The organism is Gimesia algae (genome assembly GCF_007746795.1).
Lineage (GTDB): Bacteria > Planctomycetota > Planctomycetia > Planctomycetales > Planctomycetaceae > Gimesia > Gimesia algae.
On record NZ_CP036343.1, the window covers coordinates 400958 to 417986 of the forward strand.

At 51.7% G+C, this 17029-nt stretch carries 14 protein-coding genes; 4 read left to right on the plus strand and 10 right to left on the minus strand.

From position 1 onward, the window contains the following. Positions 1-61: 61 nt before the first annotated feature. From Pan161_RS01470 to Pan161_RS01505, 8 genes are all read right to left on the minus strand, one after another. A complete protein-coding gene (locus Pan161_RS01470) occupies positions 62-982 on the minus strand; it encodes a hypothetical protein (RefSeq protein ID WP_145223841.1) in 921 nt (306 codons plus the stop codon). Positions 983-1113: 131 nt separating this feature from the next. Beyond that, positions 1114-1827 (minus strand): hypothetical protein, encoded by a 714-nt coding sequence (locus tag Pan161_RS01475; RefSeq protein WP_145223842.1) that lies wholly within the window; start codon positions 1825-1827, stop codon positions 1114-1116. 456 nt (positions 1828-2283) lie between these two features. After that, positions 2284-2889 carry a hydroxymethylphosphonate dioxygenase gene (locus Pan161_RS01480; protein WP_145223843.1) on the minus strand — a complete coding sequence of 202 codons (606 nt, stop codon included), beginning with the start codon at positions 2887-2889 and terminating at the stop codon, positions 2284-2286. Next, complete coding sequence (locus Pan161_RS01485; protein WP_145223844.1) at positions 2886-3668, minus strand: methylphosphonate hydroxylase; 783 nt, start codon at positions 3666-3668, stop codon at positions 2886-2888. The genes Pan161_RS01480 and Pan161_RS01485 overlap by 4 nt, the downstream gene beginning before the upstream one ends. Then, complete coding sequence (locus Pan161_RS01490) at positions 3665-5023, minus strand: DUF5690 family protein (RefSeq protein ID WP_145223845.1); 1359 nt, start codon at positions 5021-5023, stop codon at positions 3665-3667. Before Pan161_RS01490 ends, Pan161_RS01485 begins: the two co-directional genes overlap by 4 nt. 122 nt (positions 5024-5145) lie before the next feature. Beyond that, positions 5146-7131 (minus strand): ankyrin repeat domain-containing protein, encoded by a 1986-nt coding sequence (locus Pan161_RS01495; protein ID WP_145223846.1) that lies wholly within the window; start codon positions 7129-7131, stop codon positions 5146-5148. Positions 7132-7250: 119 nt separating this feature from the next. Beyond that, positions 7251-8609 (minus strand): ABC transporter permease, encoded by a 1359-nt coding sequence (locus tag Pan161_RS01500; protein WP_145223847.1) that lies wholly within the window; start codon positions 8607-8609, stop codon positions 7251-7253. A gap of 63 nt (positions 8610-8672) precedes the next feature. After that, positions 8673-9347, minus strand: a complete 675-nt coding sequence (locus Pan161_RS01505) for an ABC transporter ATP-binding protein (RefSeq protein ID WP_145223848.1) — start codon at positions 9345-9347, stop codon at positions 8673-8675. A gap of 313 nt (positions 9348-9660) precedes the next feature. Between Pan161_RS01505 and Pan161_RS01510 the strand changes: the two genes are divergently transcribed. Both Pan161_RS01510 and pyrE read left to right on the plus strand, forming a co-directional pair. Beyond that, the gene (locus Pan161_RS01510; RefSeq protein WP_145223849.1) at positions 9661-10944 is read left to right on the plus strand and encodes a L,D-transpeptidase family protein; all 1284 of its coding nucleotides are present in this window, start codon (positions 9661-9663) and stop codon (positions 10942-10944) included. Positions 10945-11171: 227 nt separating this feature from the next. Further along, positions 11172-11732 carry an orotate phosphoribosyltransferase gene (pyrE, locus tag Pan161_RS01515; protein ID WP_145223850.1) on the plus strand — a complete coding sequence of 187 codons (561 nt, stop codon included), beginning with the start codon at positions 11172-11174 and terminating at the stop codon, positions 11730-11732. Positions 11733-11939: 207 nt separating this feature from the next. Here pyrE and Pan161_RS01520 read toward each other — a convergent pair whose 3' ends face one another. Then, a complete protein-coding gene (locus tag Pan161_RS01520; protein ID WP_145223851.1) occupies positions 11940-12449 on the minus strand; it encodes a 3-hydroxyacyl-ACP dehydratase FabZ family protein in 510 nt (169 codons plus the stop codon). A gap of 181 nt (positions 12450-12630) precedes the next feature. Continuing rightward, a complete protein-coding gene (locus tag Pan161_RS01525) occupies positions 12631-13587 on the minus strand; it encodes an HAD family hydrolase (protein ID WP_145223852.1) in 957 nt (318 codons plus the stop codon). Between the two features lie 999 nt (positions 13588-14586). Between Pan161_RS01525 and Pan161_RS01530 the strand changes: the two genes are divergently transcribed. Further along, a complete protein-coding gene (locus Pan161_RS01530) occupies positions 14587-15159 on the plus strand; it encodes a helix-turn-helix domain-containing protein (protein ID WP_044238118.1) in 573 nt (190 codons plus the stop codon). Between the two features lie 204 nt (positions 15160-15363). Further along, on the plus strand, positions 15364-17028 hold the full coding sequence (locus Pan161_RS01535) for an ArnT family glycosyltransferase (RefSeq protein ID WP_197995640.1): 1665 nt from the start codon (positions 15364-15366) through the stop codon (positions 17026-17028). The last annotated feature ends 1 nt before the right edge of the window (position 17029 follow it).

Here is a 17029-nt window from a genome sequence, read left to right on the forward strand (position 1 = left end):
GCGGTAGAAAACAGTTATTGGTGAAACGAATTTGATTCGCTATTTGTCGTGTGATTCTTCATTATTTATCAATGACGATGGCATCGTCAATCGTGTAGATGCGTTCGAGTTCTCCGTCAAAGCTTTCCGCATTGATATGGAAAACCCCGACCACATCAAAGGGGCGATTGAGGATATAGTCGGCTGTAACGCCTTCGCGCATAATTACCGGAAACAGATCGTAGATTTTCGGGTTCTTACCGAAACAGCAGATCTGGTTATCCCGCGCGAGCAGAAAATATTCATTACCTGACTGCTGAAAGGGGGGATACATGAACCCGCGAATGCGAATGCGTTTTCCGTCCAGATTTTTCAGCCATTCAGGCATCAACTCGGGGGCCTCGGGAGTCACGGGCTCCATGTTCATGATTTTGAGTAAATCGAGGTCGTCGTAATTGACGAGCAGTGCGTTTTCGGGAGAAGTTCTGCGGAAGGAGCGTTCTTTGACCAGTATTTTGACTTCGCGTGGCTCGCTGGCGCGCTTTTCCTGCTTGACTTCCTCGTCTGTCAGGGCCCGTTTTTTGGGATCGGGGCGTTGCGCCACAACGGGCAAAGAAGTGTCGATAGAGAGTGTCTCACCGGACTTCAGACTCGCCGAATCCGATTTGGCAGCTGCTGCGGTTGTCTGTTCTGAGGGGGGGGCAGGTACAGCTGGTTTCACAGCAACGGTAGTGGAAGTTTCCACCTGGGCCACTGGTTCGGCTGGTTGTTGCTCAGGCGTTACCTCAGCAGTCGCCTTTGCAGGTGTGGAATCAGACTGGGGGCGATCGTGATCAATCTGTTCGCTGAACTGCCGGTAATCGGTTGAGTCAGAAGAGGAACATCCACTGACAAAGACAGACAGGCTGCTCAGAACAATAATCGTGAGAGTGAATATAAAAGGTCGGGTAGGATTCAGGTGGGCCTGCACGTGATCAATCTCCTGATGATCGGGTGGTTGCACCAACTTCCTGACAAAGTTGATAATGGCTCAGACTGAAGATCAACCTGAGCCATTCAGATAAACAGTCAACGCTAATTTAGTTAATTCTTTTCCAGGTTACAGAATCGAAGTCGAAAAGGCTGCACTCTCCATCAATAGGAAGTTCGAGCCCGTTCGAAGTGGGTTCCCTTTATCTGGTATACGGGTCTTAATTCTCCTGCTGTGGTGGGGGCTTCAGCGAGGAACTCTCCAGCGACAGAGACCAGGCCTGCATAGAAATCAGCCCGTTTGTCTCCCTGCATTTCCACAAGGATCATGTCTTTGACGTCAGGCTGTCCGCCGAAGCAGCATTGGCCGTTATCTTTGACCAGGATAAAGCTCTTCAGATTTTGGGTATTACCGGTGGGGTACATGTAGCCTTTGAGGAAGATATTCTGCTGGTCCAGTTTAAGCACATCCGGGTTCACACCCTGGACGCCATCTTTAGTGACGAAGCCTTTGGCAGAGATATCACTGCTGAAGTTAAGACGGTGAAAGCCTTCCGGAACTTCATTGGCATAGACGAAAGACTGGTAGGCAATGCCGCTGACCAGAAAAAAGGTCGAGAGCGCCACACCCGAGGTTGCCACCATCTTGCCTCCCAGTTCACCAGCCGAGCGTTTAATACTCCAGAGGCTGATCAGGGAAACAAAAATACCAATGACAGCAATAGCCAGACCGATAATGCCAAACAGGGCAATGAAGGAAAACAGGCCAAGGGCCAGTCCTACGACAGCGGTCGGAGGAACGGGTTTGTACGAAAACTCGTCCTGGAAGTCAGCAGGATTTTGCAGCGAATGATTGGAACCATCAAGAACTTGCGACATCTTGCAAGGCCTTTCAAAATATCAGCAGAAATCAGAGAGAAAAAAAAACAACAAAATTAACAGCGATCAGACTGAAACCCGTATCAACCAAGGTAAAGGCTGCGCCTTTATTTATCATATCATGCAACCGGATCGAGAGCACCCCTGAAAATGCACAGAAAATCAGAGAAATCCTGCAGCAGGACGAAGGGCGGCTCACCTTCATCCTGCTTTTGGGAGTAATCTCTGACTTCAGTCTGGTACTAAAAATGAAGTGCGTACCGATGCCCCCAGTATATACGTAATCAGGCTGTGTTTTGTTGAATTTTTATCAAACTTAAGAATCTCAGCAAAGTGACCGGAACCATCTATGTCATAAGGCTTATAATCATAATAGCTTATGTAAAATTATGCCGGTCCCTGCTTTTGACGTCGATTCGGAACTCGAAATCAGATTCTGCCTGGGGAGAACATCTGTCAGGAATGTTCCAGACAGCTTTCCACTTCTTTGCGATATTCCTGCAAGTCTGGTACTTTCAGCCCTTTGACCTTGGCTCCATCGTCCCAGCGTCTGAGTAAAACGGCGGTGTGGTGAAACGGGTTCTGTTCGAATTCTGCGATTTCGGCGTCTGTCATCAGGCCCCCCTGAAGTTCATAACTCCGCTGAGAGGCTCTGGAGAGACCGTTGAAATAGTCTGCATTGACTGAGCAGAGATAGCGTTTGGCGGGAACATGCAGAAAGATGGGTTCGGTGACCGCTTTGCCGAAGAAGGGAGCGAGCTGCTGTGCGCCGACGGTTTCGTGCTGCCAGTCTTCTGCGAGGAAGTGATTTTGCTCGTCGTGTTCGTCCATCAGAAAATGGCCAATGTCATGCAGCAGAGCCGCGGTGATCTGTTCCATGGTCGCATGACTTGTTTTCGCGAGATGAGCCGCCTGCAGTGCGTGTTCCAGCTGGGTGACGGATTCATCGTAAAAGCTCTGCCCGTGATCCTGCATCAACTCGAAGAGGGTGGTGACTCGTTCGTCGGGTGTTTTACTGAGTGATAAGACATCACAGAGCGAGAGTTCAATTTTTTCTTTCATGTTTGCTGCGCTGGCTTTCCATCAAAATGACCAATCTTGCTGATTTTCAATTTCTCGCTTCCGGTTGTATCAACCTGTGCGAACGAACGGCGTTTGTCGGCGTAATATTCTTCTCGCAGGTCGCCTTCCGCGCGGGCATTGTAAGTGAGGTAGAGCGTCCGACGCGGTTGTTGTGTTTCGTTGGGTGGACTTTTATGCGGCGCGTACGAACTGAAGAACAGCGCATCTCCCGGCTGCATGGGCACCGGTTCCCAGTCCAGGGTGTCAGCGTATTCACTGTCGATGCAACCGTTTTTGTCCAGATGTAACAGTCCGCGTTGATGCAGTTCGGGTGCGAAGAAGAGACAGCCGTTTTCGGGAGTTGCGGCATCAATGGCGATGGAGCAGGTGATGTGATTGCGAATGAACTCATACGCGGGAGCATCCTGATGTGCCGCATAGCCTCCGCCTCCCGGGTATTTGTAGTTGATTTTTTCCTTGTACAGAATAGCCGGCTCCCCCATTAACGCGCCGGCACAGTCGGGAATTTTTCCCTGTGTGAGGAGCTGTCGAATGCCAGTGTGAAAGGCCAGGATGTATTCCGTGCGTGCGGGTCTCACGCCAGATGGTGTCTGTTCGAAGTGATGCATCCACTTTTCGTCGTCGGCAGGCCAGGTACTGATTTCTTCGACCCATTCACGCAGGTTTTCCGTTTCCAGCGCTGAGAGAAAGCCGGGAAACTTGACATAGCCGGTTTGATTCCAGTGGTGGAGTTGAGAGGCGGTGAGAGTTGTGTTCATGATACGACACCTGTATTGGGGGTCAGGCTGGTTTCGGTTTCCAGTTCGAGCAATCGCCCGGCTTCGCTGACCGTCTGTTTCTGGCGAAAATACCAGACGACGACCAGTGTGCCTGCGATGGAGACGGGCGAGATGATCAGCGCCAGCCAGAACAGCAGGGCCACGAAATCCAGATCCTTCTGAAAGATAAGATTGACGATGACCATCAGGATCACCGTGCTGATGTAACCTGCAAAATCTCCAAGATAGAGCAGGTATCCGACGTTGCTTTTGTCACGGATCATGGCGATGACACGTTCATAGATTGTGGTATGAAACAGGACGTAAGGCACATACAGACTGATGCCAATGAGCACCATGAACTGAAACGCGGCCGCTTCTGTCCAGGCGGTGGTTCCCCAGTAAGAGAGCGTTGTCACCAGGGCACACCCGAAGCCGAGACCGACCATGATCATGCCTGTCAGAAAGGCGCGATAGTTAGCGCCGATGAAGACGACGACTGCGCTCAAGGCAATGACAGCGATCGCGACCAGCATTTCTGACTGGGCAAAAATTTGCGGTTTATCCACGCCGAATCCGGACCAGATTTCCGCAGCGTAGTCATCGCGCACACTGCGAAAGATGGTGAGTAAGACCATAAGTAGTATCAATACCGTTAATCCCAGCGCATTACGGGAGTAAAACTGTCTCCGCTCATGGCCGTTAAAGGGGGAGCGTTTCGAACGGGCGGTCACATCCAGTTCGCTGGGCGGGGGAATTTGCTCCAGCATCCAGACTCCCACTAAAAGCGGGAGCCAGAACAGGGCACCGGTGAGAAAGGGCATCCAGAATTCGGTGACGCCATAGGACGACATCAGAATGGCACCCGCGGATTTGACCGTTCCGGAAGCCATGATGAAACTGGCACACAAGCCGGCGGCCATCGCTTCGGTCACACGCCGTCCTTCCAGGAACGCGAAGACGCAGCCAAAGACCATGCCCAGCGGTAAGCCGTTACAGAACAGAAATAACGGCTTCAACCAGTAGGGGGCAATCGCATATGGAAGCAGCGCCAGATGGGCGATCGCGATCAGCGACAGAATCATGGCTGCCCGGCGGTGGGGCGTCATTTCGGAAATGACTTTGATACCGATCAGTTTAGACAGGGCATAACCGCTGACCTGGGCAAACAGCAGAATGACTTTATAGCCGACTCCCCAGAATACCAGGTCTTCATATTGTGCGACGGTGAACGGTTTACGAAACGCATACATACAGAAATAAGTGGTAAATGCTGCGACCACAGACCAGGCGGTCAGGACACCTCGGTTACTCTGTCCCAGACGCGTCGAGATGTACTCCGATTGAAATCGCATGCGGTGTCAGTACTAAAGAGGCTGTCATTTCAGGTGTTTGTAATGACAGGTAGTCTAAAGATACAGCATGAAGGGCAAGTGAGGCGGGTGTGAATTATGGATGAAGAACGTGCTGCCTGCTGTTATGTTTCTTCATTCAGAAGTTTAAGAATCTGTTTACGGTGCTCGTAATCATGGTGTAATGCCGTTAATTCCTTTGCAGTACGGCCTTGTGTATCTTTGGCGTTATGATCTGCGCCGTGTTGTAACAACCGGTCAACCCGTGAGGGGCGACCACAGCGACAGGCCACCAGAAGTGGAGTGGCACCTTCAAAGTCGCGGGTTTCGATGTTGGCTCCTGCCGCCAGCAGCAGTTCCAGAGCGGTGATGTCATCACTGGGGGTGTATCCGAAATTCAGTGAAAAATCCAGTTGAGAGAAGAATTCCCGGGCTTCTGCTGACGGATCATCTAACTCCTCCAGGAGTTCCAGTTTCATTTCTTCTTCTGAATATTCGTATGTCAGCTGAAAAGCGAGAAACGCTTCCGGGGCAGCAGCATAGAAGAGTGCCGTCCGCCCCTGTTCGTTACAGGCATGCAGGTCGGCTCCCGACGCCAGGATGCGTTCCAGAACGACAGCGTGTCCCTGTTCTGCCGCGGTCATGAGGGGAGTGACACCACCCTGGAGTGGTGTGTTGATATCAATTTGCTGATTCAACAAATACTCAAGCAGAGTCAGGTCTCCCCTTTGCGCGGCAGTGTGCAGCAGGCTGTTAAATGATTCCGGTTGAGTCTCGATACTGGCGCCTGCGGACTGAAGACGCTGGATGATTTCCGGATCGGTGTGGTGTTGAATCACATCATCATCACAGTTATCTGTGGCGCCAATCTTTGCGCCGCCTGAGAGCAGCAGTTCGACGCATTCCAGTGATTGAGCAAACATCAGTGGCGTCCAGCTATCCACATCATATGCATTGGGGTCGGCACCATGTTGAAGCAGCGCGGTGACAATTTCCAGCTGATCATGCATGACAGCGGTGTGCAGTGCGGTTGCGCCGGTACTGGTTGCATCCGGATCGGCTCCCAGGTCGAGGAGTTCGCAGGCAAACTGATAATCTCCTTCCTCTGCTGCTGATTTCAACAGCCAGTAGCCTTCTCTGTCCACGGCATTGATATCCGCACCGTGACTGATCAGGGTACGCACCATCTCGGGGCTTGCTGCATTTGTGATTACAGGTTCTCCGTTTTCGGGATCCAGGTTGGCCCCTGCTTCCAGTAATAATTTCGCGCAGGTGACCGAGCCCGATCCTGCAGCCAGGTTAAGCGGAGTCATGTCCAGAAAGTTGGTGCTATTGAGATCTGCGCCCAGAGAGATGAACCAGGCCGTCATCTCTGCATGTTGCGCCAGTACTGCGTGCATCAAAGGTGTCTGACTGCGGCGATCCTGGTCGGTCAGTTTTGCGCCCTGCTCCCAGAGGAGTTTTGCTTTGTCGAAGTCGCCTGTCTGCAGGCTGAGCAGCCAGGGGGACATCTCCCAGTCATTGCGGGTGGAAACATCTGAGCCTGCGCGGATCTCAGAGGCGACCTGCTCTACCGAGCCCAGGACGATGGCCCACATCAGGTCGGTCATCTGGACGGAATCGCGATCGGCTCCGTGCTCCAGCAGCAGTTTGACCGCGGCGAAATTTCCTTCACTTAATGCATTCCGCAGCGGGGATTCACCATATTCAGAAATTGCATTTGGATCTGCCCCCGCACGGAGCAAGAGATTCAGGATTTCGAGGTGAGCGGGGTCGAGAGATCCAGGCAGAGTGGTAATCACAGTGTAGCCCTGCGGGCTGACATAGCGGGGATTGGCTCCCCGGGCCAACAGGAACTGGACTTTGTCAATTCTGGCTGAACGAGCCGCCAGCAGGAGGGGAGTCTCTTGAACTGTAGAGCAGGGCCAGTTGACCTCAGCGCCCTGATCAATGAGCCATTGCAGGGTATCAAGGTGTGCCCGACGGTCTTCAGCCGCGTGCATTAACGGAGTTTTTCCATCACGGTCATTTTCATTAATATTCACGCCAGAGGTCAACTGGCGCTGCAGGGCGCTGATATCGCCACGTCGGGCCGCAAAGTGGATCTGCATACTGCTGTACTCCGGCTATTGAAGGACTCTGATTCCGATCAGACAATTCAGACTCAGAAAAGGTTCGTGCCTTTGAGCGACGGCAGTATGTGATCTGCGATGATGAAAAATCAGGCCGATCAGTCGCTTAACGTACTGGCGACATCGGTGCGGTAGGCGGTCATGGCGGGGATGAATCCGACCAGGGACGCCAGGACCACAAGGACCGGCAGCAGGATCAGTTCGGTGGAACTGAAAGCGAACGGGTTGATCAACAGTCCGCTGCGGGCCTCGATAATCGGCGCGGCGACAAAGACCAGTCCGTGGCCGAGGATGATCCCCAGGATCCCGCCGCCCAGACAGAGCAGGACGGACTCTGAGAGGATAATGCCGAAGACCGTCGTGCGGCCTGCTCCCAGGGCGCGCATGATGGCAATTTCTCTTTTACGGTCGGACATCGAGTTGTAAATACTCACAAAAATGCCGACCCCGGAAACGACGATGATCAGAGAAGTCAACACGATGAGCATGGTTCTTACATTGCCCACGATATTCGTCATCAGCCAACTGATCTGCTGAATCGGGTTGACGGCCTGTGCCTGATTCCCTTCTTTCAGTTCCGATTGAAATTTGATGGAGGAAAACCCGCGCAGGCGATCCCCTTTCATTTGTACGAGAACCGCGGTGACTTCCTTCTGGGCGTCAGGAACTTCATGCCCGTGGTCATGACCATGGTCGTGGCCGCTGTGGTCATGGTGATCGTGTTCTGCACTTTCTTTCAGCTGCGCTTTCAGTTTTTCTTCATCGACTTTTTCACCGAAGAAGGCAGCTTCGCGGCGGATGGCTTCTTCGAGTGGTTTCTCATGACCGGAGACCTGGTAAAAGCCGCGCAGGTTGACGAAGACGGTTCGATCATTGGGAGTTCCCGTGGGAGCCAGGATGCCGACGATTTTGAACTTTTCGTCGTGCACGTGTCCACTTTCGGCGGAACCATGAATCAGGCTGAACTCATCACCCATCTTCCAGTTGTTCTGTCTGGCGACGGCGGAGCCGATGACCGAATCCCAGGTGCCCGGGAGAAACTTTCCTTCCTTGTTGATGCGGAAATGCCGACCGGGAATGTATTCCAGCGCGAAGTAGCGGGGGATCGTGCCGACAATCGGGAAGCCCCCTTTCTGGGTGACATCGCCAATGGCGAATGGAATGGCTTCTTTGACACGCGGATCGTTTTTCAGTTCGTTGTAATAGCGATAAGGCAGATTTTCAATGGGGGCTCCCACCCGGAAGACGGTATTCAACACCAGTTGCAGAGCGCTGCCTTTGGGGCCGACAATCAGGTCGTAACCGCTGGCGGTCTGATTAAACATGCGATCAATGACACCGTTGATGACCAGGACAGAAATCATCAATGTGACACCCAGGGCAACGCTCAATGCCGTTAACAGAGAAGCGACGCGGCGTTGTTTGATACTTTTCCAGGCAATGGTCAGAGTATTCATAGGGGAGATTACTTTGTTCACAAAAGAAGGTTTATGAATGATTCCATCAACTTACAGCTGGCATCAGGCGCGGGCATGCACCTTGTTGAATTCTGTCAGCGTCTCTACGCGTTCAAACTGCTTCGCGACTTCCTGAGAGTGTGTGACCAGCAGCATGGCGATTTGATTTTGATTGCAGGCGTCGCGGAGCAGTTCTAAGATTGTCTCCTGGTTGGCGATATCCACGTTCGCCGTGGGTTCATCTGCCAGCAGCAGTCGGGGTTGATTTGCCAGTGCGCGGGCGACGGCGACGCGCTGCTGTTCTCCCACCGACATCTGCTTGGGATGATGATGCAGGCGGTGCTCCAGTCCGACAAGAACCAGCAGTTCTTTCGCACGGTCGCGACTCGGTTTTTTCCGGGAAAAGCTCATGCCCAGCAGTACATTTTCCAGTGCGGAAAATGCGGGCAGCAGATTGAAGGTCTGGAACACAAAGCCGATGCGTTCGGCCCGGAACTGGTCCCGGACGACTTCTGCCATCGAGGCGATCTCAGTGCCGGCAATGGTGATTTTTCCGCTGTCAACAGACGTGATTCCGGAGATGACATTCAGCAGGGTGGATTTTCCGGAGCCGCTTTCGCCGATCAGGACGACCTGTTCCCGGTCTTTGATTTCAAAGCGTTCGATATCCAGAATCGGGAGCGTGGAGCCATCGGGTTCGCGATAACTCTTTTTCACATTTTCCAGCAGCAGAGACATACTGACCTCGATTTGTAAGCTGAGAAGGCGGCCCGGTTTGCCAGGCGGCACAATTTGTGATTGTTTTTGCAAATGTTATGCAATAAGGGGGCTGTTGACTAGGGTTGTTTTGTCAAAAGTTTGCAATTCCCACTGATCTGCAGTGCGTGGTGATTCTAGCTTAAGCAATTATTAATATATGACTTACGTCTATGGATACGCAAGTCGAATTTCGCAAGATCGCCGTAGGCTTAATCTGGTGGATTTGCTATAGTTCCGCCTCTCTGATTGTAACCAATACACGGATGGATTGTGAATCAAGGAAGAAGACAAGATGCGAAGTCGTAACCGGAGCCGATGGATTACTCCCTTTCGTTTCATCATGATTGCCGGACTGGGAATGCTGGGGACCGCCGCCTGGCATTATGATTTGCTGCCCTTTCAGGTGAGTCGTGCTCCTACGGGTGCGCTGCATGAAGGGGAACAGCAGGCTGCAACTCAATCAGAGTCACAGGCCAGCGAAGTGGTGCCGGTTCTGTCAAAAGAAACCATCATTGCCCAATCCGAGCCACCAGCGGAAGCATTGCCTGAAGGAAATGATAATCAGCGTGCCTACAAAACCCGCGATATTGAACTCCCGCGGATCTATAAACGAACGATGAGCGGGCAGATCGTCGAAGCGGAAACCATCGTTGATTCACCGGTGAATGAAGCATTGGAACCTCAGCAGTTTAAGCAACCGGAGCAGTTTAAAGGTTCAGCACAGCCTTTACGGCAGGAACCCTCGGCGATGTCTGCACAACAGACAGCCGATCCGCGTGCGCCCCGGCAGTTACAACCGCCGGAAGGAATTAAACGCGCCCGCAACCCCGTGATTAAAACTGCCGAACATGCGAGCTATAAAGAAGAAATCGGTGCCAGTCCGGCGGAGCAGGAAGTCCCTGATCTGATTGCCATTGATGAATTGATTCAGCAGCGGAAGATTCTCGAAGCGCATAAGAGCCTTTCTAAAATCTACTGGGCTCAACCGGAGCTGTATCCCGTGATTAAATCACGGATCGAAGAGACGGCACGGATGATCTACTTTTCACCCCAGCCTCACTTTATGACGCCTTATGAAATTCAACCCGGTGACCAACTTCGCAAAGTCGCGAAAGATTATACGATCAACTGGGAATACCTGGCGAAACTGAATCAGATTGATCCAGTGAAGATCAGACCGGGTCAGAAGTTGAAGGTCATCAAAGGCCCTTTCCATGCTTTTGTGGATCTGAGTGACTTCACCTTAACCGTACACGCCCATGGCTACTTTGTTCGCAGATATGCGATTGGAACCGGGAAAGATTCTTCGACGCCCACCGGAAAGTTTGTGGTGAAAGACAAACTGGTTGATCCGGTCTATTATGGTCCCGATGGTGTGATTGCCAATGACGATCCGACCAACCCGCTGGGTGAACGCTGGATTGATATTGGCGACAGCTATGGCATTCATGGAACGATTGACCCGGCTTCCATTGGCAAAGCGGAATCGAAGGGCTGTGTGCGGATGCTGAATGAGCATGTCGCGGAAGTCTATGACCTGCTGGGCATTGGCTCGCAAGTGGTGATCCGCCCCTGATCTGCCTGGCGAATCAGAGCAGAGACCAGTAAGCTGTGATGTGTCTGCTACCTACAGCAATGCAATCACACGAATTCGGGTATTCTTGGCCCGTGGTCCGTTTGAATGTTGAATTCAAGCCTGTAGAATACGTGAGGCGAAACCAGAGTGAAGCGCAGGCAATGGACGTGCGCTGACTGGTTCTGCATTCGAGATCGTCACATATTCAGGTTAGGGACAGAGCATTCATGTATGATCGGGAAAAGCTGATCGAGTTGTTTCGAGAGCGGGCTTTAAAGTTCGGTGATTTCACACTGGTTTCAGGTAAGAAGAGTACCTATTACCTGGACGGCAAGCAGGTGGTCCTGCATTCGCATGGGTTGCGGCTGGTATCAGCTGGTCTGCTGGAAATGCTGGGCGATACCGAATTCGATGCGATCGGCGGCATGTCGATTGGCGCCGACCCGATTGTTGCCGGCGTGCTCGCCATTGCTGCCGAGCAGGGAAGAGCCTTGAATGGCTTCATGGTTCGTAAAGAAGCCAAGGGGCATGGCACGAACAAATATGTCGAAGGTCCTGTGAAGCCTGGCGACAAAGTCGTGATTGTGGATGATGTGATCACCACTGCGGGCAGTGCCCTGCTGTCGGTGGACCGGGCAGAAGAATTCGGTTGTCAGGTGGTCAAAGCTCTAGGCGTCGTTGATCGTTTGCAGGGCGGGGCTGCGAATTTTGCGGAACGGAATATCCCGTTCGAAGCGTTGCTTTCGATTGAGGATTTCGGCATCGAACCTCCTGCAGAAGATGCATAATTATCGTCAGACGTATGTGCTTGAATGAATAAGGTCATCCCGGATGATCTGTTTGCTGAGATTTGATGATTCAGCAGCGTTACGATTAATCGACAGCGAGTGGTTCGAAGCACTCAGCCTGATCTAATGGCGGCCCGGGATAAATCGCTGAACTCCCGGGCTCGTAGTGAAACGCGCCTGGGGAGATCAGATTTTCTCGAATCCGGTTCAGGCTTTGCCGGGAATTTCCTGGTTTTTATCGATCGGGACGCCAATCATCTGACCGCTGAAGACCATCTTGTCGTCGACCAGTCCCTGAAAGTTGAATTCGGCGCGTTTGCCAGCACGAATCCGTGCGAGCTGCGCCATGATGACTAAGCGTTGTTTGGGGAAGACGGGACTGCGGAAGCGGACATCATTCATACCGCCGAATCCGAGAAAATCGCCGCCCAGCAGTTTGTACTTGCGTGCATAGAATCCGGCGAGTTGTGCCGAGCATTCACAGAGGATGACACCGGGCATTAAGGGAAAACCGGGCATATGCCCTCGGACCCAGAATTCATCTTCGCGGACATCTTTATAGCCGACAATACCATGGTTTTCCCTGTCGACGTGCACGATTCCGGAAAGCTGTTCCATCTCAAATCGCTGAGGGTTAATTTCCCTGATCTCTTCAATTCCGAACACGGGGTTATCAAAATCGAAGTCGATTCCACCATAAAGCAACTTGGGAGGCATGGTCTCTATTCTCCATTAGGGTCATCAATATTAAAACGGCCCTTGTTCCCTGGCAGGGGCCATTATCGATATGATATGGTTTTACAAGGTGAATTTAGTGAAAGCTTGAGCATCTGTCTGCTGAGACAGGCTGCTTTCATTCGTAATCAAGCCGTGATACTACCAAAAATCGGAAACAATGTTAATCGAGGATTTCTGCTAATTGGCCTAAACTGATGATCAATCTGTCAGGTTTTGTATCTGAATTACGGACTTGTGCTTTACTGGCATGCACACTGAGTGAATCACCGGCAAATAAGACGGTTTTCATACCGAAATGCCGGGCAATCGCCAGATCGTCTTCGATGCGGGTTCCTACGTGCAGAATTTCTTCAGGAGCGATCCCGGACCGTTCAAATCGTTCGAGCAGCCTCTCATAAAGAGTCGCTGATGGCTTACGGACTTCTTCGCGATAGGAGAAACAGAAACATTCCTGGGTGAAGAGCTCGGAAAGTGGCGGCAGTTTACCTTGTGAACTTAATCCCCGCAATAGGTGAACCAATGTGAAAGGTTGTGCATCGGCGAACAAGGCGATCTTTTTACCCCGTTTGCTTAACACTTCAAGTATCGCTAAAGCTTCAGGCATGGGTTGAATGCCCTGCAGTGAAGCATGAAAGAAGTAGGCGACTTTCAGGCTGAAGTCATCCAGGTTTCCGTAGAACGATTCGTCGAACGAGTATTCATTCTTCTGCAGTCGCGTGATGAGCTGTTTCCAGAGCTCAACGGAATTGATTTCCGGCTTTTCTCCTTTGGCAGTCTTGCTGGAAATCTGCTGATCTTCCAGCAGGCTGCGATATTGTGAGAGCATGTATTCCCAGGGGGCACCTGGTTTGCGGGACATGCTGTTCCACATATTGAACTCTTTAATGGTTTTATCGAGGGCAATCTGCATCCTGAGTTGTTGTTCGTGATCGAACAGCAGGCAACCATCGGCAATATGGAGTAATGTACCGTACACGCTGAAAGTAACCGCTTTGATCCCCGGTAAAGGTTTTAAGAAGGGCGTGGCTTTGGGAACAACCAGTCCCGGAGCGACGGGCCAGATCAGGTCGTCGCGACTGGCTAACCATTCAGCATATTCTTGGAGTGACTGCGCCATAGTGAGTGTATTTTTTCCGGGTTGAGTTGGCAGGAATCAGTTATCAGAAACAGAAGTTGACTTTCAGAGATTACTGAAGCGTTGTGAGTGGAAAAAGAGCTGCTGGCTTGCAGGATCCACAACTCATAATGAATTGAATACCGGTCGTGCTGGCCGGGATTGTGTATTGATCTTAGACGAGACATCTGCAGCAGAGCAAGCGAAAAAGGGTATTTCAGGAGTATTCCGAATCGAGACGAACGTTTATGAGTTTTAGAAAATCATCCAACACAAACCGGAATCTCCATCGTAATAGATATGACAGGTGCAATAGTTCGAACCAGTTGCAGGTCACTGTTGTCCTAACGATTATCCGCCCTTTCCCGGGTTGCAGGCTGGAAAAAAGCCTGAATCCTGTGTGAAAAATTCAAGTGCCTGCAGAAATTTGGTTCATATCTTAAGTGTTTCTCACAAGCGGTTTAAGTGCCGGAATTATAGAGGATTACGGCCAGATATTCCTCACAGTTGATTCTTCCCCGCCAGCTAATCCCAGTGTCTCTGTCCGTACTGCACTCTCTCTTGTCAAAGAACTTAAAGTCCTCACTCCAGTTTCGTCGATGCAATTAGGGCAGACGGTTGAAACCGGAAAGACGTAAAAACCACGTCGATCCAGTTAGCAGCAGTTTGACGGGTTCAACCCCATCAAATGTCTGTAAGGGGGGAGAGGACAAGATGGATCTAGTCTGACGAACTGATCTGAATGGTATTGCGATTGTCATTCAGTCCGACCCCAAAAAGTATTACGTACCAGATCCCAAATTTCCTTAAAAATTAAAGATTGGCATTTTGAAACAGTTTCTGGAGATGCTGTCTCCTTAAACAAACCCCGACCCAAGACTACTCAGGTTACAACTTGAAACTGACTGGCCAGGATAGCCGAAACAGTAGTAGGGGTTAAAGCAGAAGAAGAGTAACCTTTCTTCGCATAGATTTGCCAAGCATGTGATTGGAGAGCCCGCAATGAAAACGATCTTCACTACTGGCCAAGTAGCAAAGATCTGTAAGGTTGCACCCCGCACGGTTAGTAAGTGGTTCGACTCCGGCCGTCTGAGAGGATACCGGATCCCCGGTTCTCAGGACCGACGAATCCCACGTGAGCACCTTATTCGATTTCTTAAAGAACACGGTATGCCATTAGGCGAACTGGAAGATGAAGCCATGGGCAAGTTATTGCTCGTTGGTGCTGATACCCAGGTTCGTGCCAGCCTTGATGATCTGATGGCAACTGAAGATTTCAAGATTGAATACGCCGTGAGTGGTTTTGAAGCTGGTATCCAAGCTGAATCGCTGCATCCCGACTGCGTGATCGTTGATTTCGCAATGGGTCGCAATGAAGCTCTGATGATCGCTCAGAACCTGCGACGCAACAAAGACTACACAGACTCTGTTCTGATTGCCCTGCTGAGCGACGAAGACAACGCCAGCGGTTTCGACAGAACATTGTTCAACGAAACTTTCCGGAAACCATTTGACGCAGCATTACTGGCCGAACGGATTCGGACCTTGGTTGGACGTAAAAAGCAGATCGCCTAATAGATCGGGCAGGAATGCCTTAAGGTGAGCATGCCAGGGAAGCGTAGTTCTCGATATTATGGACGGTGTCGAGAGAGCGACCCACTGGACAACCAGAACAATCGCAAAGGGATTTGCTGGTTTGCGTGAACGACTAAACCCGCCCAAGAGGTCAAACTCTTGGTCGGGTTTTTTTACGCGCCCACTTTCTGCATAATGACGGGTATGAAACAACACAAGCTCACTATCGACTCTGAACTCAAACGGCGACCGGCAGACGTTCTGTGGTATCTGTTGCTGGCGGGGTTGTCATTTCTGCTGGTGAGTTCCCAACTGGATTGTGCCGACGATCTCTCCTGTACCGGACCGGGACCGGGCATGACAGTGGATGAACCCTTTAATGTGGGGCAGGGCGTATTTCTCGTGCGCGCCATACGCGTGTATGGCCTGGGGATCTTTGCTCCCGAAAGCCTGCGGGAAATTTTCGAACATCCGAATTATCTGCCCGATCATCCCCCCCTGGGGCGATTTCTGATCGGTGTGGCGCATGAATCGGTGGCGGCATTCGCTGGTGAAGACAGTCGCCCGTTTATTGTGACTTATGGCAGGTATGCGTCTGCCGTCTGTTTTGCCTGTCTGGTCTTTCTGGTGGGCTGGTTTACCTTTCAGCGGGCAGATCATCAGGCAGCGCTGATTGCCGCCGGCTCTCTCCTGGCGTTGCCTCGTCTGTTCGGGCACGCTCATCTGGCGGCGCTTGAGACACCGACGGCTCTGTTTTATACGCTCGCAGTGCTGGCGGTTGTTCGGTTCTGGGACAGAGAACAGGCGCCTTCCAAGAAGTGTGCCTGCCTGACCGGGATCCTGCTGGGGTTGGCGCTGCTCACCAAGATACAGGCGGTACTGATTCCGATTCCCGTGATTGTGTGGGCGGTCTGGAAATGGCGACAACGCGCATTATTGCCTCTGTTCTGCTGGGGCGGCGTGGGGGTATTGGTTTTCTTTCTGGGCTGGCCATGGCTCTGGTTTGATCCGGTGGGGCATCTCAGCGAGTACCTGGGCAGAACAACCGGACGGGCGGCTTTATATGTTGAGTACTTTGGTACGAAATACGCTGACCGCGATCTGCCCTGGCATTATGCCTGGGTGATGTTGTTGACAACGGTTCCCCTGGGTCTGTTGGTCTGTAGCGGATTCGGTGTCACTCAGCTCTGGCGTGATTTCAAAACAGATCAGCAGAAGCGACCGTCGGGAGAACTGTTACTTTTCCTGTCAATGTTGTGGCCTCTGATGTTATTCACGCTGCCAGGCATCACCGTTTATGACGGCGTGCGGTTGTTTTTGATGGTCTTCCCGCTGCTGGCGATTTTCATCGGCCTGGGGGCAACGACTCTGATTGACTGGTTGAATTCGCGCTTCAGTCAGAGGTTCGCCATTATTGCGGTGACACTGTTGATGCTGTCGCAGTTCACCGGTTCGCTTTTTTATGCGCCCTGCTGGCTCAGTTATTACAGTCTGCTGACAGGTGGCTTGCAGGGAGCGAATGCGATCGGCATGGAAGCCACCTACTGGGGAGATTCGCTGACGGCTGACCTGTTAGCGGAAGTGGTTCAGGAGGTCCCTGACAACAGTATCATTCAAATCGCACCAATTTTACATCCGGCGTGGCTGCAGATGTTACAGGAGACGCCGGAGATCAAACGCAAAGGCATCCAACTCGTTCCCTTTGAATCAGAGCGACCGGTTTCACAGTACGTGATGTATTTTCAGCGGAATCCCTACCTGCCTGAACTGCTGCAGCCACAGAATTCAGACAGGTGGACCGTAGTAAAAGAAATCACACGCCAGCAGGTCGCGCTGGGCCGGCTGGTCTCGTTGAAAGCATCACGCTAAC

What these genes read in the sequence shown, in the direction of transcription:
- Pan161_RS01475 (WP_145223842.1), bottom strand. Translation starts at nt 1,827, where the DNA reads ATGTCGCAAGTTCTTGATGGTTCCAATCATTCGCTGCAAAATCCTGCT.
- Pan161_RS01480 (WP_145223843.1), bottom strand. Translation starts at nt 2,889, where the DNA reads ATGAAAGAAAAAATTGAACTCTCGCTCTGTGATGTCTTATCACTCAGT.
- Pan161_RS01485 (WP_145223844.1), bottom strand. Translation starts at nt 3,668, where the DNA reads ATGAACACAACTCTCACCGCCTCTCAACTCCACCACTGGAATCAAACC.
- Pan161_RS01490 (WP_145223845.1), bottom strand. Translation starts at nt 5,023, where the DNA reads ATGCGATTTCAATCGGAGTACATCTCGACGCGTCTGGGACAGAGTAAC.
- Pan161_RS01495 (WP_145223846.1), bottom strand. Translation starts at nt 7,131, where the DNA reads ATGCAGATCCACTTTGCGGCCCGACGTGGCGATATCAGCGCCCTGCAG.
- Pan161_RS01500 (WP_145223847.1), bottom strand. Translation starts at nt 8,609, where the DNA reads ATGAATACTCTGACCATTGCCTGGAAAAGTATCAAACAACGCCGCGTC.
- Pan161_RS01505 (WP_145223848.1), bottom strand. Translation starts at nt 9,347, where the DNA reads ATGTCTCTGCTGCTGGAAAATGTGAAAAAGAGTTATCGCGAACCCGAT.
- Pan161_RS01510 (WP_145223849.1), top strand. Translation starts at nt 9,661, where the DNA reads ATGCGAAGTCGTAACCGGAGCCGATGGATTACTCCCTTTCGTTTCATC.
- pyrE (WP_145223850.1), top strand. Translation starts at nt 11,172, where the DNA reads ATGTATGATCGGGAAAAGCTGATCGAGTTGTTTCGAGAGCGGGCTTTA.
- Pan161_RS01520 (WP_145223851.1), bottom strand. Translation starts at nt 12,449, where the DNA reads ATGCCTCCCAAGTTGCTTTATGGTGGAATCGACTTCGATTTTGATAAC.
- Pan161_RS01525 (WP_145223852.1), bottom strand. Translation starts at nt 13,587, where the DNA reads ATGGCGCAGTCACTCCAAGAATATGCTGAATGGTTAGCCAGTCGCGAC.
- Pan161_RS01530 (WP_044238118.1), top strand. Translation starts at nt 14,587, where the DNA reads ATGAAAACGATCTTCACTACTGGCCAAGTAGCAAAGATCTGTAAGGTT.
- Pan161_RS01535 (WP_197995640.1), top strand. Translation starts at nt 15,364, where the DNA reads ATGAAACAACACAAGCTCACTATCGACTCTGAACTCAAACGGCGACCG.